This window comes from Wenxinia marina DSM 24838, assembly GCF_000379485.1.
Taxonomy (GTDB): domain Bacteria; phylum Pseudomonadota; class Alphaproteobacteria; order Rhodobacterales; family Rhodobacteraceae; genus Wenxinia; species Wenxinia marina.
Genome location: NZ_KB902290.1, coordinates 1 through 17,681, shown reverse-complemented (window position 1 = coordinate 17,681; position 17,681 = coordinate 1). Strand labels below are relative to the sequence as shown.

The 17,681-nt window shown below is 72.4% G+C and carries 18 protein-coding genes; 8 read left to right on the top strand and 10 right to left on the bottom strand.

Annotation, left to right across the window (positions count from 1 at the left end):
* The first annotated feature begins 42 nt into the window (after positions 1–42).
* Together A37W_RS0111030 and A37W_RS0111025 are read left to right on the top strand one after the other, a co-directional pair.
* The gene (locus A37W_RS0111030) at positions 43–2,382 is read left to right on the top strand and encodes a xanthine dehydrogenase family protein molybdopterin-binding subunit (protein WP_018303097.1); all 2,340 of its coding nucleotides are present in this window, start codon (positions 43–45) and stop codon (positions 2,380–2,382) included.
* The gene (locus tag A37W_RS0111025; protein WP_018303096.1) at positions 2,379–3,101 is read left to right on the top strand and encodes an enoyl-CoA hydratase/isomerase family protein; all 723 of its coding nucleotides are present in this window, start codon (positions 2,379–2,381) and stop codon (positions 3,099–3,101) included. The genes A37W_RS0111030 and A37W_RS0111025 overlap by 4 nt, the downstream gene beginning before the upstream one ends.
* Before the next feature lie 227 nt (positions 3,102–3,328).
* Here A37W_RS0111025 and A37W_RS0111020 read toward each other — a convergent pair whose 3' ends face one another.
* Both A37W_RS0111020 and A37W_RS0111015 read right to left on the bottom strand, forming a co-directional pair.
* Positions 3,329–4,246 (bottom strand): acyl-ACP thioesterase, encoded by a 918-nt coding sequence (locus A37W_RS0111020; protein WP_018303095.1) that lies wholly within the window; start codon positions 4,244–4,246, stop codon positions 3,329–3,331.
* Between the two features lie 72 nt (positions 4,247–4,318).
* The gene (locus A37W_RS0111015; protein ID WP_018303094.1) at positions 4,319–5,059 is read right to left on the bottom strand and encodes an IclR family transcriptional regulator; all 741 of its coding nucleotides are present in this window, start codon (positions 5,057–5,059) and stop codon (positions 4,319–4,321) included.
* Positions 5,060–5,142: 83 nt separating this feature from the next.
* Between A37W_RS0111015 and A37W_RS0111010 the strand changes: the two genes are divergently transcribed.
* The 3 genes from A37W_RS0111010 to A37W_RS0111000 are packed head-to-tail and all read left to right on the top strand — an operon-like array spanning position 5,143 to position 7,053.
* Positions 5,143–5,502: a Rieske (2Fe-2S) protein gene (locus tag A37W_RS0111010; protein WP_018303093.1), complete on the top strand. Its 360-nt coding sequence runs from the start codon at positions 5,143–5,145 to the stop codon at positions 5,500–5,502.
* Complete coding sequence (locus A37W_RS0111005) at positions 5,489–5,818, top strand: hypothetical protein (RefSeq protein WP_018303092.1); 330 nt, start codon at positions 5,489–5,491, stop codon at positions 5,816–5,818. Before A37W_RS0111010 ends, A37W_RS0111005 begins: the two co-directional genes overlap by 14 nt.
* A 2-nt stretch (positions 5,819–5,820) precedes the next feature.
* A complete protein-coding gene (locus tag A37W_RS0111000) occupies positions 5,821–7,053 on the top strand; it encodes an amidohydrolase family protein (RefSeq protein ID WP_018303091.1) in 1,233 nt (410 codons plus the stop codon).
* Positions 7,054–7,674: 621 nt separating this feature from the next.
* Here A37W_RS0111000 and A37W_RS0110995 read toward each other — a convergent pair.
* Positions 7,675–9,270, bottom strand: coding sequence for a thiamine pyrophosphate-dependent enzyme (locus tag A37W_RS0110995; protein ID WP_026198432.1), 1,596 nt, complete (start codon positions 9,268–9,270; stop codon positions 7,675–7,677).
* A 268-nt stretch (positions 9,271–9,538) separates the two neighbouring features.
* On the opposite strand from A37W_RS0110995, the gene A37W_RS0110990 reads away from it, so the two are divergent.
* A complete protein-coding gene (locus A37W_RS0110990) occupies positions 9,539–10,372 on the top strand; it encodes an IclR family transcriptional regulator (protein WP_018303089.1) in 834 nt (277 codons plus the stop codon).
* Positions 10,373–10,375: 3 nt separating this feature from the next.
* On the opposite strand, the gene ribB is transcribed toward A37W_RS0110990, so the two are convergent.
* From ribB to A37W_RS21555, 5 genes are read right to left on the bottom strand one after another with little or no spacing between them, the layout of a single operon-like run.
* Positions 10,376–11,467 (bottom strand): 3,4-dihydroxy-2-butanone-4-phosphate synthase, encoded by a 1,092-nt coding sequence (gene ribB, locus A37W_RS0110985; RefSeq protein WP_018303088.1) that lies wholly within the window; start codon positions 11,465–11,467, stop codon positions 10,376–10,378.
* A complete protein-coding gene (locus tag A37W_RS0110980) occupies positions 11,467–12,318 on the bottom strand; it encodes a fumarylacetoacetate hydrolase family protein (RefSeq protein ID WP_018303087.1) in 852 nt (283 codons plus the stop codon). The genes ribB and A37W_RS0110980 overlap by 1 nt, the downstream gene beginning before the upstream one ends.
* Entirely contained in the window at positions 12,318–13,358 is a 1,041-nt protein-coding gene (gene gtdA, locus A37W_RS0110975; RefSeq protein ID WP_018303086.1) for a gentisate 1,2-dioxygenase, read from the bottom strand. Before gtdA ends, A37W_RS0110980 begins: the two co-directional genes overlap by 1 nt.
* Positions 13,355–13,960 (bottom strand): NADPH-dependent FMN reductase, encoded by a 606-nt coding sequence (locus A37W_RS0110970; RefSeq protein ID WP_018303085.1) that lies wholly within the window; start codon positions 13,958–13,960, stop codon positions 13,355–13,357. The genes gtdA and A37W_RS0110970 overlap by 4 nt, the downstream gene beginning before the upstream one ends.
* On the bottom strand, positions 13,950–14,801 hold the full coding sequence (locus A37W_RS21555; protein ID WP_018303084.1) for an SDR family NAD(P)-dependent oxidoreductase: 852 nt from the start codon (positions 14,799–14,801) through the stop codon (positions 13,950–13,952). Before A37W_RS21555 ends, A37W_RS0110970 begins: the two co-directional genes overlap by 11 nt.
* 65 nt (positions 14,802–14,866) lie before the next feature.
* On the opposite strand from A37W_RS21555, the gene A37W_RS24550 reads away from it, so the two are divergent.
* Positions 14,867–15,535, top strand: coding sequence for a GntR family transcriptional regulator (locus tag A37W_RS24550; protein ID WP_018303083.1), 669 nt, complete (start codon positions 14,867–14,869; stop codon positions 15,533–15,535).
* On the opposite strand, the gene A37W_RS0110955 is transcribed toward A37W_RS24550, so the two are convergent.
* The gene (locus A37W_RS0110955; RefSeq protein ID WP_018303082.1) at positions 15,532–16,317 is read right to left on the bottom strand and encodes an alpha/beta fold hydrolase; all 786 of its coding nucleotides are present in this window, start codon (positions 16,315–16,317) and stop codon (positions 15,532–15,534) included. The two genes, A37W_RS24550 and A37W_RS0110955, sit on opposite strands and share 4 nt — an antisense overlap.
* Positions 16,318–16,533: 216 nt before the next feature.
* On the opposite strand from A37W_RS0110955, the gene A37W_RS0110950 reads away from it, so the two are divergent.
* Positions 16,534–17,301: an SDR family NAD(P)-dependent oxidoreductase gene (locus A37W_RS0110950; RefSeq protein WP_018303081.1), complete on the top strand. Its 768-nt coding sequence runs from the start codon at positions 16,534–16,536 to the stop codon at positions 17,299–17,301.
* Positions 17,302–17,411: 110 nt separating this feature from the next.
* On the opposite strand, the gene A37W_RS21550 is transcribed toward A37W_RS0110950, so the two are convergent.
* Positions 17,412–17,681, bottom strand: a 270-nt coding sequence (locus A37W_RS21550) for a transposase (RefSeq protein ID WP_018300961.1), incomplete at its 5' end; no start/stop codon positions are given.

Genomic DNA, 17,681 nt, shown 5'->3' with positions numbered 1-17,681 from the left:
GACGTTAGGACCGTCGGGAGGGCCAGGGAGGAGGCGCATCCGATGACGCTGATCGGGACCGGCGTGCGGCGCAAGGAGGATCTGCGCCTGCTGCGCGGGCAGGGCGACTACGCCGACGACATCCACCTGCCGGACGCGACGTGGGCGGTCTTCGCCCGCGCGCCCTATGCTCATGCCCGTCTCGTCTCCATAGACGTCTCGGCCGCGCGCGAGATGCCGGGCGTGGTCGCGGTGCTCACCGGCGCCGACCTGCAGGCCGCCGGCATCGGCGCGATCCCCCACGTCGTCGGCTCGTCCCTCACCGGCGCCGACATCGCGCTGAAGAACCGCGACGGGTCGGAGCGGGCGCGGACGGACCACCCGCCGCTGATCCTGGACCGCAGCCGCTTTGCCGGGGAGCCGTTCGCCGCCGTGATCGCGGACAGCGTCGCCGCCGCCAAGGACGCGGCCGAGCTGATCGAGGCGGAGTGGGAGGAGCTGCCGGCCGTCACCTCCGCCCTCGCCGCGCTGGAGGACGGCGCGCCGCAGCTCTGGGACCACGTGCCCGGCAACCTCGCCCTCGAGGCCGAGATCGGCGACGAAGCGGCGACCGACGCCGCCCTCGCCGGCGCCGCGCATCGCGTCGTCTTCGACAGCCAGATCAACCGCGTGACCGGCGTCCACATGGAGCCGCGCAGCTCCGCCGCCTGGGTGGAGGAGGACGGCCGCGTCACCGTCCGCTGCTCCGGCGGGACCGGCGTCGTGCAGATGCGCGAGAGCATCGCCCAGACCCTCGGCCTGCCGGTGGAGCGGGTGCGCATCGTCGCCCCCGGCGACGTCGGCGGCAATTTCGGCACCCGCAACGCGACCTATCCCGAGTTCGTCGTCATCGCCCACGCCGCGCGGCAGACCGGCCGCCCGGTGAAGCACCTGGTCGAGCGGTCGGAGGCGTTTTCCACCGACTACCAAGCCCGCGACCTGCACGTCCGGGTCGAGCTGGGGATGGACGAGGACGGCACCTTCCTCGCCCTGAAGGCGGTCAACACCTCGAACATCGGCGCGCATACCGCGTCCTACGTGCCGCTGAACAAGGGCATCCAGCTGATGACCGGCCTCTACCGGGTGCCGGTCGCCCATGCCACGGCGCGGGCCGTGCTGACCAACACGCCGCCGACGATCCCCTACCGCAGCGCCGGCCGGCCCGAGGCGATGTACGCGATCGAGCGCCTCGTCGACCTCGCCGCCCGCGAATGCGGTTTCGATCCGATCGAGCTGCGCCGCCGCAACATGATCCCGCGCGAGGCGTTCCCCTACACCAACCCGTTCGGCATCACCTACGACAGCGGCGACCACATCGCCGCGATGGACCGCGCGCTGGAGCTGGCGGACCATGCCGGCCTCCCCGCCCGGCGCGAAAAGGCGCGGGCGCGAGGCAAGCGCCTCGGCTTCGGCTTCGCCAACTACATCGAAGGCACGGGCGGCATCCCGCGCGAGCGGGCCGAGGTGACGGTGATCCCCGGCGAGCGGCGGGTCGAGGTCGTGCTCGGCACCCAGGATACGGGGCAAGGGCACCGGACCGCGTTCGCACAGCTGGTCGCGGACTGGCTGGGCCTCGAGGTGGACGAGGTGACGATCCGCACCGGCGACACCGACGTGGTCCTCGCCGGCGGCGGGTCGCATTCCGGCCGGTCGCTCCGCTTCGGCTCCATCGTCATGGACGAGGCGAGCCGCGGCGTGATCGCGCGGGCCAGGGCGGTCTTCGCCGCGCTGAACGGCGCCGAGGCGGGCGACGTCGAGTTCTCGGACGGTTACCTGCGCCTCGCCGACAGCAACGTGGTGACCCACCTCTTCGACCTCGCCGGCGCGGCCGAGGCGTCGGACGACCTGCCCGAAGACCTGCGCGGCCCCATCGCGGCGGTGGGCGACAAGGTGACGGCCGGCCTCGCCTTTCCCTACGGCGCCGCGGTGTGCGAGCTGGAGATCGACCCCGACACCGGCGCCTACGAGATCGTGCGCTACACCTCGGTCGACGATGTGGGGCGGGCGCTGAACCCGATGATCCTGCACGGCCAGACCCACGGCGGGATCGCGCAGGGCGTCGGTCAGGCGCTGTTCGAGGGCTACGCCTTCGACGAGATGGGGCAGAACGTTACCGGCTCGCTGATGGACTACCAGCTGCCGCGCGCCGGGGACTTCCCGATGTTCACGACCGACCTCAGCGAGGTGCCGGCGACGAGCCACCCGATGGGCTTCCGCCCCGGCGGCGAGGGCGGCACGACGCCCGCGCTCGCCACCTGCACCAACGCGGTGGCGGACGCGCTGGCGGAGTACGGGGTGCGGCACCTGGAGATGCCGGTGACGCCCCTGAGGATTTGGCAGGCGATCGAGGAGAGCCGGGGATGAGCGACGTCAGGATCGAGGCGGAGGGCGGGATCCTCCGCATCGCGCTGGACCGGCCGGACGCGGGCAACGCGCTGACGCCGGACATGGCGACCGAGATCGCGGCGCGGCTGGCGGACCTGCCGGCGGAGACGCGGGTGGTCGTGATGTCGGCCGCGGGCGCGGATTTCTGCACCGGGCGGGCGTCGGTGATGCCGCCCAAGGGCACGCAGATGACCGCGGTCGACCTGCGGGCGCTCATCTCGGAGCCGGTCCTCGACTTCTACGCCGCGCTGCGCTCGGTCCCGGTCCCGGTGATCGCGCGGGTGCAGGGCAAGGCGGCCGGCGTCGGCTGCGCCCTCGCCGCGCTGGCGGACGTGGCCATCGCCGGCCGCTCGGCCACGTTCGTGGTGCCCGAGATGAACCACGACATCGCGCCGACGCTGGTGATGGACGCCCTTGCCGACCGGGTCGGCCGGGCGACGCTGGCGCGGATGGTGCTGACGCGGGACGCGGTGAGCGCGGACGAGGCGAAGGCGATCGGCCTCATCGGCAAGGTGGCGGACGACGCCGCGCTGGACGAGACGGTCGAGGCGGCGGCGGCCGGCCTCGCCGGCAATTCGGTCGCGGTCGTGCGGGCGGTGAAGGCGTTCCTGATCCGCGCGCCCGAGGCGTCGCTGGCGACGCGCAAGGAATTGGCGGCGCTCCTCAACTCGGTCGCGACGGCCGAGCGGTTCCGCTAGCCCGATCCGGTGTAATCCAGCGGGCTGTTGCAAGGCACCTGCCGCCTCCCCTGCCCGGAACAGCCGCGAAGCGGCCCGGGCAGCGTCTGGCCGCCCCCCGGCCAGACGCTTCCGTGCCACCTGCGAGACGCTGAAGATCGTCCGGGGGTGGTGGGATCAAGTGCCCCACCTCGATGTCGGAGCGTCTGCCCCCGGCCAGACCCTGCCCTCCCGATCCACTCCGGCGATCAGAGCCCCAGACCCGGCACCACCCGCTCCAACAGCTCCGCCCGCGCCGCCTCGGCGATCGGTACGATCCGCCGCGCCTCCAGGTCGAAATCGACGCCTATGGCCTGCAGGCTCGCCCAGGGGCGGCCGCTGACCGGGTCGAGGATCCAGCTCGTCATCGACCTCACGTTCTTCTCCACCCCGTCGAGGCCGGAGCGGATGTCGTAGAGGTCGCCGGCCCGGGGCCAGGCGTGGTGCACCACCCGCATCTCGAGGACCGCCCCGCCGACCCGGGACGGGCGCGGGTCGGCGTGGGAGAGGACGATCTTGCGCAAGGGGGCGCTGAGGGTGCGGATGCCGTCGCTGACGAGGCCGAGCGCGATGTGCGGCGCCATCCGGCCGAACGCGTCGAGATGCGCCGGCCCGATCGCGCCCAGGCCGATGGGGACGAGGCCAAGCGCCTCGGCCCTTTCCAGCGACGCGGCCGTCTCCGCGGGCGCGGGCGCGACGCCGCGGGGGGCAGCGGCGGCGGGAAGGTCGACGAGGGGGAGGTCGCGAAGCGCCCCGGCCGGCCACCCGGCGGGGCCGAGCGAGGCGGCGTCGACATTGGAGACTCCCAGTCGCACGGTTGCCCGCAGGTCGCCCCCGCCCACTTCGGAGATCACGAACACCGCGTCGGCCCCCGCCTCCCCGACAGAAAGCAGTCCGCCCTCCATTCGCAGCGCCGTGCCGGCGGCGGACTCGCGGTGATAGCGGATGTGCACGTCGCGCGGCAGCAGCGTCGTCGCCGAGCCGGGTGCGAACAGCCCCGGCAGACCGAGCCGGGCGAACAGGACCGCGAGGCCCGACATCGCATGCGCGACGTAGAAGCGGGAGTTGAGGTGCCCGTTGTCGTCGCACTCCCAGGCCGCCACGCCGCCGCGCCAGACTTCCTGCATCCCATTGCCTCCCTGCCGGCCACGTCCCGGACGCTAGGGGCGGCGCGTATGTAAGGCAACCTGATACGCCTGTCAGGCTCCGGCCCGGTGGCCCAGCGCCCGCGACGCACCCTCGGCGGCGGCGCGCAGCGCGGCCGCGGCGGCCCCGTCTCGCCCGATGTCGAAGCTTTCGGCCCGGCCGAGGACGGTCAGGACGGCGCGCAGCTCGCCGCGATGGTCGAGAACGGGCGCGGCGAGGGCGGAGAAGCCGGGCACCGTCGCCGGCAGCGTGCCGGCGACACCGGCGGCGCGAGTCTCGTCCAGCAGCGCGGGCAACCTCTCATGCTCCCCGGCCGGCAGATCCAGCAGCCCCTCCCACCGCCCCGGCGACAGCCAGGCAAGGAACACCCGCCCCGTCGCGGTCGGCCAGAGCGTCACCGCCGCACCGACGCGCACCTCGTAGATGCGGTCCCCGCTCTCGATCTTGTCGACCACCACCGGCCCCCTCTCGGACCAGAGCGACAGCGCCACCGTCTCGCCCAGTTCGGCCGCGAGCGGCGCCATCGCGGCGCGGCAGGCGGCGAGCGCGTCGAGCCGGCCGAGGGCGACGAGGCCGAGATCCAGCGCGGCGGCGCCGAGCGCGTAGCGCCCCGCCCCGTCCTGCGCGACGTAGCCGGCGCGGACGAGGCTGACGAGGTAGCCCCGTGCCCGGCTGGGGCTGGTGCGTGCGGCCGCCGCGACCTCGGACAGGCGCATCGGCCCTGCCCCTGCCGCGACGATGCCGAGGAGCGCGAGCCCCGTTTCCACCGACCGGATTCCCTGCGGTCCGTCCATGACCCCTTCTTGTCCCCTCACCTTGTCCGCGGTAGCATAATGATGAACGTATTCAACATTACTGAACGCGGCGGAGGAGAGCAATGGAGTACCATGTCGGCCACCCGGCCGAGATTGCCGAAGGCGGCCGCCGCGTGGTCAGCTGCGACGGGGTCGAGATCGGCGTCTTCCGGATCGGCGGCGCCTTGAAGGCGTGGCACAATGTCTGCCCGCACCGGCAGGGGCCAGTCTGCCAGGGCCGGGTCTATCCCCGCGTCACCGAGCCGCTGCAGGCCGACGGCACGACGCGCACCCTCGCCTACGACGAGACGCGGATGCAGGTCGCCTGCCCGTGGCACGGCTGGGAGTTCGACCTCGCCACCGGCGCCAGCCAGGGCAGCCGGATGAAGCTGCGCCCGGCGCGGCTGCGGGTCACCGAGGAGGCGGTCTATGTCGTCCTCTGAGCCGCTCCGCAACGACGCCTACGCCTGGATCGAGGAGGCCGCCGCCCGGCTCGACGCCGACAGCGCCGCGCTGGTGAGGGACGGCGAGGCGTCGCGCGTTCCGGACGAGGCGATCGCGCACCTGATGACGGCGGCGATCCGCCTCTACGCCGCCCGCACCGACGGCGAGGAGCGGACCTTCCGCCCGCTCTCGGGCGAGGGCGACGTCGTCACCCCGACCGAGGCGCTGACCGCGGTCTCGGAAATCCTGCGGGCGCTCCATCTGGGGCCGATGGAGCTCGCCCTGTTCTACCGCCGCCGCCCGGACGAGGTTTGAGCATGGACCAGACGGTTTCCCGCCGCGCCGAGGCGCTGAAGGTCCAGGAGATCGACGTCTTCACCGACACCCGCGACCAGCTCGCCCATGCGAGGGCCGGCGCCGAGGCGCGCGGCCTGCAGGACTGGCTGGTCTGCGACGTGGACGCCCATCACGTCGAGACGGTCTCGTGGGCCGAGCTGTGCGAGTACATCGAGGACCCGGTGATCCGCCACCAGGCGCTGCTGTACCAGCAGGAGAAGACCGGCGCGCCGCCCTACGGGCTGAACGGCGACCTCGGGCTCAAGTACCAGGACGTCGGCGGGCGCATCCCGCACCAGGCCGGGGTGCGGGAAAAGGTGGACGACACCTCCGTCCACCGCGACGTGACGCTGACGCGGCGGGCGATGGAGTCGCTCGGCGTCGACTACATGGTGCTGTTCCCCACCCCGATGCTCACCCTCGGCCTGCATCCCCAGCCCGAGATGGAGGTCTATCTCGGCCGCGCCTACAACCGCTGGCTCATCGACCGGGTGCTGAAGGCGGACGACCGGATCAAGACGCTGGCCTACCTGCCGTTCAACGTGCCGGAAGAGGCGGAGCGGACGGTCGAGGAATTCGCCGGCCAGCCCGGCATCATCGGCTTCTGCGTGCCGTCGGTGCGGCACAAGCCGGTGCACCACAACGACTACATGCGCACCTACGCGATGCTGCAGGAGCGCGGGCTGCCGATCGCCTTCCATGCGGCGTACCACTGGCAGGATCCGTCGCTCGCCACGGTGAACCGCTTCCTCGGCATGCACGCGCTGGGGTTCGTCTGGTGCAACATGGTGCACATGACGAACTGGGTCCTGAACGGCATCCCCGAGAGGTTTCCGGGGCTGAAGTCGATCTGGGTGGAGTCGGGGCTGGCCTGGATCCCGTTCCTGATGCAGCGCCTGGACGATCAGTACCTGATGCGCCCGTCCGAGGCGCCGCACCTGACCAGGCGGCCGAGCGAGTACATGCGCCAGAACTGCTGGTACACGACCCAGCCGATGGAGACCTCCAACATGGAGGCGCTGGAGCTGACGCTGAAGATGATCAACGCCGAGACCCAGCTCCTCTTCGCGTCGGACTGGCCGCATTTCGACTTCGACCTCCCGCAGGAGATCGTGGACCTGCCGTTCCTGTCCGAGACGGCGAAGCGGAACATACTGGGGCTGAATGCGGCGCGGCTGTTCGGGCTGGACCCGGCGGTCAGGAAGTGGCGGTAGGGGTGGAGTGATGGGTTGAAAACCATCCTACGATGCGGGGGCGCGCCAAGCTTCGTCGGCGCCCCGGCTCAAGGCCGGGGCGGGAAACCGCCGCCACAGGACCGCCCGTCCCGGGCTTGACCCGGGACCTCGATCGGCACCGGACAACCTCGCCAAGCCCTTCGAGGCCCCGGCTCAGGGCCGGGGCGGGACAGCCTTTTCAGGCAGCACCCGTCCCGGGCTCGACCCGGGACCCCGATCCACTCCGACCACCCTATCGACGTCCCGCCACCCCCATCGGGGCCCCGGCTCAAGGCCGGGGCGGGAAACTGCCGCCACAGGACCGCCCGTCCCGGGCCTGCCCCGGGACCTCGATCGGCACCGGACAACCTCTCCAAGCCCTTCGGGGCCCCGGCTCAGGGCCGGGGCGGGACACCCTTTCAGGCAGCACCCGTCCCGGGCTCGACCCGGGACCCCGATCCACTCCGACCACCCTATCGACGTCCCGCCACCCCCATCGGGGCCCCGGCTCAAGGCCGGGGCGGGACAATCGTTGCCGCCCGTCCCGGGCTCGACCCGGGGCCCCGATCGGCTTCGGGCGGCCCTTGCGAGAGGCCCGCCCGACCCTCCGGCGTGCTCCGCTCACGCACTCCCCAGGAACGGCCAGGGGCTCGGCTCCGCCCCCGTGACCGGCACGTGCACCAGCCACGGCCCGCCCGCCTCGAGCGCGACCGTGAGCGCGGCGCGCAAGGCCTCCGGGCTGTCCGCCCGGGCCGCACGGACGCCGAACACCTCGGCCAGCGCGGCGAAGTCCGGGTTCTCCAGCTCCGACCCCACCAGGCGGCCGCCGAACCGCTCCACCTGGTCCCGCCTCACGTTGCCGAACGCGCCGTTGTCGAACACCACCGACACCACGCCGAGGCCGTAGCGCGCGGCGGTCGCCAGCTCCTGCGCCACGAACATGAAGCCGCCGTCGCCAGCGATGGAGACGACCGGCACGTCCGGCCGGGCGTCGGCGGCGCCGAGGGCCATCGGATAGCCCGAACCGAGGGTGCCCTGGTAGCCGGACGACAGGAAGGTCCGCGGCTTCTCCACCGGGAAGGCGAAGAGCGAGGAGAAACCGGCCTGGCAGATCTCCTCCACGAAGATCCCGTCCGGCGGCAGGACCTCGCGGATCGCCCTCAGGTGGCCGACGTGCGGCGCGGCGCCGATCTCGCCCGCCGTCCGCTCCCGCGCCGCCGCGATCCGCTCGCGCCACGGCGTGCGCATCGCCGCCGGGACCGCCTCGATCAGCGCCGCCACGGTCGGTGCGGCGCGGCCGTGGAGGGCGAGGGCGTCCGGCGTGCGCTCCAGCTCGGCCGCGTCGATGTCGATGCGGACGACCGGCACCTCGGGCCGCGCCGTCCAGCGCCAGCCCGGCACTTCCAGCCGCGTGCCGATGCCGATGAGGCAGTCCACCTCGGCCCAGAGGTGCCGCGCCTCGGCGACGGTAAGGCCGAGCGCATGCGCGTTCGGCACCACGCCGCGCCCCGAACGGAAGGCGACGGCCGGCGCGCCGATCCTCTCCGCCAGTTCGGTCACCAGCGCCTCGGCCCCGAGCGCGCCGGACCCGACGAAGATCATCGGCCGCTCGGCCCGCGCGATGGCGGCGGCCGCCGCGCCGACCGCGTCGCCGGGATCGGGATCGGGATCGGCGTCGAGCCGCCCTCCGGCCTCTGTCTCCGCCGTGTCGAGAAAGACGTCCCACGGCATCTCCACCGCGACCGGCCCCGGCCGGCCGGAGCGCATCAGGCGGAACGCCTCGGCCACCATGCCGCCCGCCTCCGCGACCGACCCCGCGTGCAGGGCGGCCTTCGCCATCCCCTCCAGCGTCCCGCGCTGGTCGCGCATCTCGTGCAGGTGGCCCCGCCCCCGGCCGAGGAAGGCGCGCGGCACCTGCCCGGTCAGGCACAGCACCTCGGCGTTGCAGCCCCACGCGGTCAGGAGAGCGGCGCCGGTGTTGAGGACGCCCGGCCCCGGCACCACGGCGTACGCGGATGGTGCGCCTGTCGCCTTGAAGCGGCCGAGGGCCATGTAGCCGCAGGTCTGCTCGTGCCGCGGGGTGACGACGCGCAGCTCCTGCCGGTGGAGCGCGTCGAACAGGCCGTAGACCTGCGCGCCCGGCAGGCCGTAGACCGTGTCGATCCCGTGCGCCGCCACCGTCGCCGCGATCGCCTCGCCCCCCGTCATCCGTGCCATCGCGCACCCCCGCTTGCCGCATCCGTCCAACCGGATAGGATGATGTCGAACCCGTCCCGTCCACCCGGCCCGTCCGGGGGCGCCCACCGCACAAGTAGCCCGTTGCCGTCAGACCGCACGTTCCCGCAAACGCATCGCCCGGCGCCCAGTGACCGGGGGCGGATGTTGCCGGTCGGCTGCGATGGCCGTACCCACGCCCATCGGCGCCTCGTTGCGCCGCCTCGGCCCCGCCCCGCCGGACGGCCGCACGCGACCGACCGGAGCTGACATGAAGCGCGACAGGAACGACGAGGCCGGGCAACGCCGGATCCAGTCCATCGAGGTGGGCTTCAAGGTGATCCGGGTCATGGAGGCTGCGGAATCGCCGATGCCGCTGCGCGACATCGCCGCCGCCGCGGGCATGCCGCCGTCCAAGGCGCACCTCTACCTCGTCAGCTTCATCCGCGAGGGCCTCGCCCGGCAGGATCCGGTCACCGGCCACTACGGCCTCGGCTCGTTCGCGATCCAGCTCGGCCACTCGGCGCTGCGCCAGCTCGACGTCGTGGACATGTCGCGCGAGGAGCTGACCTCGCTGCAGCAGGCGACCGGCTTCGCCAGCTACCTCTCGCTCTGGGGCAACCGCGGGCCCGGCATCGTGTCCAAGGTCGACGGCCACCGCCAGGGCTCGCTCGCCGTGCGGCTGGGCTACGTGCTGCCGCTGGCCGCCTCGGCCACGGGACAGGTCTTCCTCGCCTACCTGCCGGAGTCCGAGACTGGCCCGATCCTGCGCGAGGAGCTGGAGGGCCGCGGCCGCGACGACCCGGCCTGGAAGGACCGATACGACCCGATCGACGCGGGCAGCCTCGAGGCCGTGACCGAGGAGGTGCGCGAGCGAGGCTTCGCGATGTCGACGAACAACATCAACGCCAACTTCGCCGCGATGGCCGCGCCGGTGTTCGACCATACCGGGCGCATCCTCGCGACCGTCACGCTCCTCGGGCCGGACAAGGCGGTGACCGGGCAGCGCCGCAAGGCCACGGCGAGCGCGCTGCTGGAGGTGACCGACCGCCTCTCCGCCCGCCTCGGCTATGCCAGGAACCGCGAGGCGGCGCACGCGAAGTAGCGGTCAGGTGATCTGCCGCACCGACCGGATCGACAGGTCGTAGCCGTCGAGCGCGATGGGCCGTACCCCCGCGCCCTTGGTCAGAAGGTCGATCTCGTGCACGCCCAGCGCCGCGAGGATCTGCGCGCCGACGCCGTAGTCCCGGACCACCGTGGGTGCGGTCCCTCCGGTGCGGTCCAGCTTCATCCGCGTGTCGCGCAGCAGCACCATCACGCCCCGCCCCGCCTCGGCGATGTCGCGCATCGCGTGCTCGGCCAGGTCGAACCCGCGCGAGCGCACGCCGAGGACGTCCTCCACGGGGTCAAGGACGTGCATGCGCACCAGCACCGGCCGCCCGTCGCCGACGTCGCCCTTGGTGAGGGCGATATGCTCGGCGCCCTTCACCCGGTCGAGGAAGACGCGCATCTGCCATTCCCCGCCGTACGCCGAGGTGACGGCCCGGCTCTCGGTCTCGGTCACCAGGCTGTCGGTGCGCAGGCGGTAGGCGATGAGATCGCTGATCGTGCCAATCCTCAGGTCGTGTTCGGCCGCGAAGCGGATCAGGTCGGGAAGGCGAGCCATCGACCCGTCCTCCTTCATGATCTCGCAGATCACGCCGGCGGGCGGCAGCCCGGCGAGGCGAGCGACGTCCACTGCCGCTTCGGTATGGCCGGCCCGGACCAGCACGCCGCCGTCGCGGGCGCGCAGCGGAAAGACGTGGCCCGGCGTCGCGATGTCGGCGCCGGTCTTGCCGGGGTCGATCGCCACCGCCACCGTCCGCGCCCGATCGTGCGCCGAGATGCCGGTCGTGATCCCCTCCCGCGCCTCGATCGAGACGGTGAACGCCGTCTCGTGCCGCGAGGCGTTGTTCGAGACCATCAGCTTCAGCCCCAGCGCGTCCACCCGATCGGCCGTGAGGGCGAGGCAGATGAGCCCGCGGCCGTGGCGGGCCATGAAGTTGATCGCCTCGGGCGTGGCGAAGCTGGCGGGGATGACCAGGTCGCCCTCGTTCTCGCGGTCCTCGTGATCGACCAGGACGAACATCTTCCCCGCCCGCGCGTCGGCGAGGATCTCCTCGATCGGCGAGATTGCCGTGGCGACGGGGTCGAGAGGCATCAGCCCACCGCCACGCTCATCTCGCCGACCTTGTCGATCCGCGCATGGATCGTGTCGCCCGGCTTCACCGGCGCCACGCCCTCGGGCGTGCCGGTCATGATGACGTCGCCCGGGTGCAGGGTGTAGGCCTTCGAGGCGTAGGCGATCAGCTGCGGCACGTTCAGGATCAGCAGCGATGTGTTCGACGCCTGCCGCGGCTCGCCGTTGACGGTCAGCGCGAAGCCAAGGCCGGCGGGATCCCCGATCTCGTCGGCGGTCACCATGTGCGGGCCGAGCACGGTGAACGTGTCGAGAGACTTGCGGAACGAGCGGTCCTCTGTCCCGCGGATCGTCATGTCGAGGCCGATCATGTAGCCGGCGACATGGGACAGCGCGTCCTCCTCGGCGATGCGGAAGCCGCGCTTGCCGATGACGAGCGCCAGCTCGATCTCGTGGTCGGTGCGGCGGTCGTCCCAGTCGACCACGACCTTGTCGCCGGCGCCGATCAGCGACGACGTCGCCTTCAGGAAGACGCCGTAATCGTGGATCGTCTTGATCTCGGTGCCGAAGTTGATGCCGGTGTCCGCCCGGCTCTCGTCGAGGTGCAGCTGGTAGTTCACCGGCGCGGCGACGATCTTGCCCGGGTTCGCGACCGGCGACAGCAGCGAGACGTCGGCGACCGGCCGCCCCTCGGCCCGCTCGGCCGCCGCCTCGATCCGAGGGCGCATCTCGTCCCAGTGGTTCATCAGGTGATCGCCCGGCGGGCAGGGCCAGGAAAGCGGCGGAAGATGCTCCAGCACGTCCGTCACGTCGTGAACCATGTCGCCCCGGACCACGCCGAGGCGGCCCCCATCGTACCGGCACAGCCGCATCAGCCCTTCTCCTCACGCCAAAGACCCAGTTTCTCCTGCGCCACCCGGTCGGAGAAGCAGAACAGGAAGCTGTCCTTCGCCGCCCGGAACCGGCGCCACGTCCAGCCCGGCGCGATGGCGACGTCGCTCTCGTCCAGGTCGATCGTCTGGTCGCCGATCTCCGCCGTCAGCGCGCCCTCGGCGAGGCACATGACGATCCCGTCGGTGGAGCGCATGCGCGCCGTCTCGAACCCCGCGGGGACGTGCATCATCCAGGCCGACATCGTCGGCATCGCCCAGCCGCCGTCGAGCGGGTTGGCGTAGCGCAGGCTCACCGCCTCGTGCGGGTCCGGCGCGCCGCCCGCCGCTGCGCCGGCCAGCGCCTCGCGCGTCCGCTCCCAGGGATAGTTGAAGATCGGCGTCGTCAGGCCGTACCGGCTCTCCGGTTTCAGCGGCAGCATGCCCGAGCCGTAGCGCGCGGCGCTGTCGCCCTCGGGGCGGCTGATCGACTGGCGCTCGTCGTTGTAGTGCTCGTTGAAGCCCGCCTCGAAGAACTGCACCAGCGGCAGGTCGAGGCCGTCGAGCCAGGCGCAGGGCGTGTCGCCCTCGGCGCCGTGGTCGTGCCAGGCCCAGGACGGGGTGATGACGAAATCGCCCCGCCGCATCGTCGTCCGCTCGCCGCCGACGGCGGTGAACGCCCCCTCCCCCTCGAGGATGAAGCGCAGGGCCGACGGCGTGTGCCGGTGCGCCGGCGCCGTCTCGCCCGGCAGGATCAGCTGGATGCCGGCATACATCGTCGAGGTGGCCCGGCTCATCCCGCGGAAGGCGGGGTTCTCCAGCACCAGCACCCGCCGCTCGGCCTCCTCCGCCGTCAGCAGGCGGCCCGATTCCATCAGCAGCGGGCGGACGTCTTGGTACCGCCAGCGATGGATGCCGGCCTTCGATTTCGGCTCGGACGGCAGGAGGCCCTTCAGCACCTCCCAGAGCGGTGCCAGCTCCTGCTCCTTCAGGCGCCCGTAGAACTCGTCGCGCACCTCGCGGGTGCTGGTCTCTGTGCTCATGTCCTCTCCTCCCGGTGGGCCGGCATGGTGGCGCGGCGCATGAAGACGAAGTCGGCGACCTGGTCGGCGACGCGGTGGATCTGCGCCACGACCGGCGCGGGCGGCTCTCCCGCGAACGGCTTCGCGGTGGAGTCGATGGTGGCGCCGTAGGGCGTCGGCCAGCCGCGCAGCGCGTGCACGACGGAACGCATCGCCGACAGCGCCGTGCCCATGCCTTGCGCACCATAGGCGGTGACGAGGATTCCGACGGGGCGGTCCTGCAGGTAGGGCGCGGGATCGCGGGCCATGTCCTCGGTATAGTCGAGCGCGTTCTTGATGAGGCCCGAGAAGCCGCCGTGGTAGCTGGGGGTCGAGACGATGACGCCCTCGCACTCCCGCAGCAGGCGGATCAGCCGCAGCGCCGCCGGCGTCCGGTGCGGGTCGGTCGGATCGAAGCCGGGCAGGTCGAGGAGCGGGCCGACCACCGTCTCGGTCGCGCAGCCGCGGGCGCGGCAGCGGTCCAGCGCCAGCGTCAGGGCGCGTTCGGACGACGAGCCGGGGCGGCTGGTGCCGCCGAGGCCGACGATCAGCGGCCGGCCGGGGGGCACCACGTCATCCCGCATCGCTGCGCTCCTCCTCGGGCGCCACCAGCGGCGGCTCGTAGGCGCCGAGGACGCGGGTGAACCGCCGCTCCAGCCAGGCCTTCGTCTCGGGGTGGGTGAAGACGAACATCCGCCCCTCCTCCACCGCCGCCAGCACCTTGCCGGCGATCTCGTCCGGGGTCTGGCCGTCCTTCACGAGATCGCCGAGGAAGTGGTTCGCCTCCCGCTCCGCCGGGCCGCCGAGCCGCTCGGGCCGGGCGCGGCCGGAGAGGTGGATGCCGGAGGCGACCGCCGCCGGGCAGACGACCGAGATGCCGATGGGATGCTCCTTCAGCTCCAGCTCCAGCGTCTCGCTGAGCGCGACGACGGCGTACTTCGTCATCGAGTAGGCGCCGGTCAGGAAGTCCGGGTTCACCTGGAAGCCGGCCAGCGACGCGGTGTTGATCACGTGCGCCGGCCGCCCCCGCTCCACCAACCGGGGGACCCAGGCGCGGATGCCGTGGATCACGCCGTAGAGGTTCACGCCGATCACCCAGTCCCATTCCGCCATCGTCAGCTGGTGGATCTTCACCCCGTGCATCGCCACGCCGGCATTGTTGAAGACGAGGGAGACCTCGCCCATCTCCGCCTCGATCCGGTCCGCCGTCTCCATCACCGCGTCCGCGTCGCTGACGTCGAGGGCGTAGCTTCGCGCCGTGCCGCCGTCGGCCATGACCAGTCCGGCCGTCTCTTCCGCCGCCTCGGCGCGGATGTCGCAGGCCGCGACTGCGACGCCCCGCCGCGCCAGCCGCAGGCACAGCGCCCGGCCGATACCGGACCCCGCGCCGGTGACGTAGGCCCGCTGCCCCGGTTCCAGCTTCATGACACCCCGCCTTGGCGCGCCGCGGCGCGTCCCCTAACATCGACCGACGCCATCGAGAGGACCCCGTGAGCGCCATTGACCAGACCGACGCGACCGGCGCCGTCGACACCGCCTACCGCTTCATCCGCCACGCGATCATCACCGGCGAGTTGACGCCGGGGGAATCGCTGCGCGAGGCGCGCCTGGCCGAGCGGATCGGCGTCAGCCGCACGCCCGTGCGCGAGGCGCTGACCCGGCTGAGCGCCGAAGGCCTCGTCGTGCTGGAGCGCTATCGCCGCGGGCACGTCGCCGAGTTCTCGCTGGAGGACGTGGCCGAGGTGTTCCGCCTGCGCGGCAAGCTGGAGGGCCACGGCGCCCGCCGCGCGGCGCGGCGCATCAGCGAGGCCGACCTCGCCCGGCTGGAAGACGTCGAGGCCCGGCTCGAGGCGGCCTTCGCTGAGTTCGGCTGGCACGAGCATCTCGCCCTGTTCGACGAGCTGAACAACGAGTTCCACGGCATCATCGCCGCCGCCGCGGACAGCCCGCGGCTGGACAGGATTCTCGCCTCGTCGCTGGAGCTGCCGGCCTCGATCTTCAACCGGTATTCCGAGCCGGTCGAGGACCGCACCCGCCGGACCCATGTCCAGCACCGGCAGATCATCGACGCCCTGAAGGCCCGCAACCCCGACTGGGCCGAGGCGGCGATGGCCGGGCATCTCTATTCGATCATCCATCTTCCCGGGGCCGACGACTAGGCCGCGACGGGCTGCGCGCCGGCGAGGTGCGCCAGCGTCAGGTCCGCGAAGGCGTCCGCCCGCTCGACATGCGGCAGGTGTCCGCAGCCCGCCAGCACCTCGAGCCGGGCGCCGGGGATCAGGTCGCGGAACGCTTCGCCCTCCACCGGCGGCAGCAGCTGGTCGTCCGCGCCCCAGACGATGAGCGTCGGCACGCGGGCGCGGTGCAGCCACTTGCGCAGGTCGGGATTGTGCAGCCGCGGATTCCACCCCAGCCGGGCGGTCGCCTCGCGGTTCTTCATCTGCACCAGCATCGGATCGCCCTCGGCCTGCGGCATCGCCTCCGCGACGGCGGGATCGCTGAACAGGCGGCGCTGCGTCTCCTCCGGGGACCAGAGGAACAGGTCCCCCTTCGGCGCGCCCTTCACCGCGATGCCCGCGGGGGCGGAGAGGGTCATGGAGGCAAGCGCGGGCGGCTCGCGCACCGCCATCTCGGCGGCGATCCAGCCGCCGATCGAGGCGCCGACGACGTGCACCGGGCCCACGCCCAGCTCGCGCACGAACTCGAGGTAGAAGAAGGCGAGGTCGCCGATCCCGTCCAGCCAGTCGGGCGTGTCCGCCTGGCCGAAGCCCGGATGCTCGGGCGCAATCACCTCGCAGGTGTCGGCGAGCCTGTCGAGGACCGGCAGCCAGACGCCGCCATCGGCCGCGCCGTGCATGAACAGGAGCGGCGCACCGGCGCCCTTGCGGCGCACGGGAACGCGGCAACCGGCGACAGTGAGGGTCTCTTCGGTGATCTGCATGGGGCCTCCTCCCGCAGGTCCGGTGACCCGCGCTCCTCTTTGCGAAAGGTATGCCTTTTCGGCAGGACGGGTCAACCTGCTCGCCGGCGCCCCGTCAGCGCACCTCCGCATTATCAGCATAGGATAAGCCAATTTCCTGCCCCGACCTCGTATCGGCTTGCCCTGCCCATCTGCCCGTTGTTGCATACAAACAGTGGCAGAAGCGGGAGGAGTGTCATGCAACGATTCGATCTCGGCGGGCAGGTGGCGCTCGTCACCGGCGCCGGCAGCGGACTCGGTCTGGCCATGGCCGAGGTGCTGGCCGAGGCGGGGGCGCGGGTGGTCTGCGCGGACATCGACGGAGACGCCGCCGCAAGCGCCGCGGAGCGGATCGGCGGCGAGGCGCTGCCCCTCGACGTTTCCGACCGGCCGCGCCTCGCGGCCGAGGTGGCCGCGATCGCCGAGCGCCACGGCCGCCTCGACATCGCCATCGCCAACGCCGGCATCACTGCGGGGCCCAGCCACATGACGGAGGAGGGCCAACTCTCCGCCGTCCGGGACGAGCTGTGGGACCGCGTGCTGGAGGTCAACCTGACCTCCGTCTTCGCCACCATCCGCGCCGCCGCCACGGCGATGAAGCCGCGCGGCTACGGCCGCATCGTCGCCACCGCCTCGGTCGCGGGGCTGAAGTCCGAGCGGATGGTCGGCTACGCCTATGCCGCCACCAAGGCCGCGGTCATCAACACCGTCCGCCACGCCGCCGTCGAACTCGCACCCCACGGCATCACCGTGAACGCCATCGCCCCCGGCCCCTTCCGCACCAACATCGCGGGCGGACGGATCCGCGATCCGAAGATCGCCGAGATGTTCGCCGAGACGGTCCCGATGCGCCGCATCGCCGATCCGGAGGAGATCAAGGGACTGGCGCTCCTGCTGTGCGCGCCGGCGTCGTCGTTCATGACGGGGACGGTGATCCCGGTGGATGGGGGGATCATGGCGGTGTGAGAGGGGCGTGGGTGCGTGGGTGCGTGAAGCCGCGCGAGGCCCCGGCTCGGAGGCCGGGGCGGGTCGCACCTAGCGTCACCCGTCCCGGCCCTGAGCCGGCAACTGTAACCTCAGGGGTTGGCTGTCGCGTAATCCTTGGCGTCGCGGAGCATGGCGTTGAGGACGGTGAGGAGCTTGCGTGCGACGGCGATGATGGCCTGCTTGGGACGCTTTCCGGCGGCCTCGAGGCGGGCGCGGAAGGCGGCGAAGGCAGGGTCCCGGCGCGAGGCCTGCAGGCCGGCGAGGTAGAGCAGCGAGCGGATCACCGGTCGGCCGCCGGCGATCCTGCGGGGCGGGCTGCGCATCCCGGAGTCGCGCGCGACCGGCGCCAGTCCCGCCAG

Excerpts from the sequence above, each read along its gene's own strand:
- A37W_RS0111030 (WP_018303097.1), top strand. The coding sequence starts at position 43 with ATGACGCTGATCGGGACCGGCGTGCGGCGCAAGGAGGATCTGCGCCTG.
- A37W_RS0111025 (WP_018303096.1), top strand. The coding sequence starts at position 2,379 with ATGAGCGACGTCAGGATCGAGGCGGAGGGCGGGATCCTCCGCATCGCG.
- A37W_RS0111020 (WP_018303095.1), bottom strand. The coding sequence starts at position 4,246 with ATGCAGGAAGTCTGGCGCGGCGGCGTGGCGGCCTGGGAGTGCGACGAC.
- A37W_RS0111015 (WP_018303094.1), bottom strand. The coding sequence starts at position 5,059 with ATGGACGGACCGCAGGGAATCCGGTCGGTGGAAACGGGGCTCGCGCTC.
- A37W_RS0111010 (WP_018303093.1), top strand. The coding sequence starts at position 5,143 with ATGGAGTACCATGTCGGCCACCCGGCCGAGATTGCCGAAGGCGGCCGC.
- A37W_RS0111005 (WP_018303092.1), top strand. The coding sequence starts at position 5,489 with ATGTCGTCCTCTGAGCCGCTCCGCAACGACGCCTACGCCTGGATCGAG.
- A37W_RS0111000 (WP_018303091.1), top strand. The coding sequence starts at position 5,821 with ATGGACCAGACGGTTTCCCGCCGCGCCGAGGCGCTGAAGGTCCAGGAG.
- A37W_RS0110995 (WP_026198432.1), bottom strand. The coding sequence starts at position 9,270 with ATGGCACGGATGACGGGGGGCGAGGCGATCGCGGCGACGGTGGCGGCG.
- A37W_RS0110990 (WP_018303089.1), top strand. The coding sequence starts at position 9,539 with ATGAAGCGCGACAGGAACGACGAGGCCGGGCAACGCCGGATCCAGTCC.
- ribB (WP_018303088.1), bottom strand. The coding sequence starts at position 11,467 with ATGCCTCTCGACCCCGTCGCCACGGCAATCTCGCCGATCGAGGAGATC.
- A37W_RS0110980 (WP_018303087.1), bottom strand. The coding sequence starts at position 12,318 with ATGCGGCTGTGCCGGTACGATGGGGGCCGCCTCGGCGTGGTCCGGGGC.
- gtdA (WP_018303086.1), bottom strand. The coding sequence starts at position 13,358 with ATGAGCACAGAGACCAGCACCCGCGAGGTGCGCGACGAGTTCTACGGG.
- A37W_RS0110970 (WP_018303085.1), bottom strand. The coding sequence starts at position 13,960 with ATGCGGGATGACGTGGTGCCCCCCGGCCGGCCGCTGATCGTCGGCCTC.
- A37W_RS21555 (WP_018303084.1), bottom strand. The coding sequence starts at position 14,801 with ATGAAGCTGGAACCGGGGCAGCGGGCCTACGTCACCGGCGCGGGGTCC.
- A37W_RS0110955 (WP_018303082.1), bottom strand. The coding sequence starts at position 16,317 with ATGCAGATCACCGAAGAGACCCTCACTGTCGCCGGTTGCCGCGTTCCC.
- A37W_RS0110950 (WP_018303081.1), top strand. The coding sequence starts at position 16,534 with ATGCAACGATTCGATCTCGGCGGGCAGGTGGCGCTCGTCACCGGCGCC.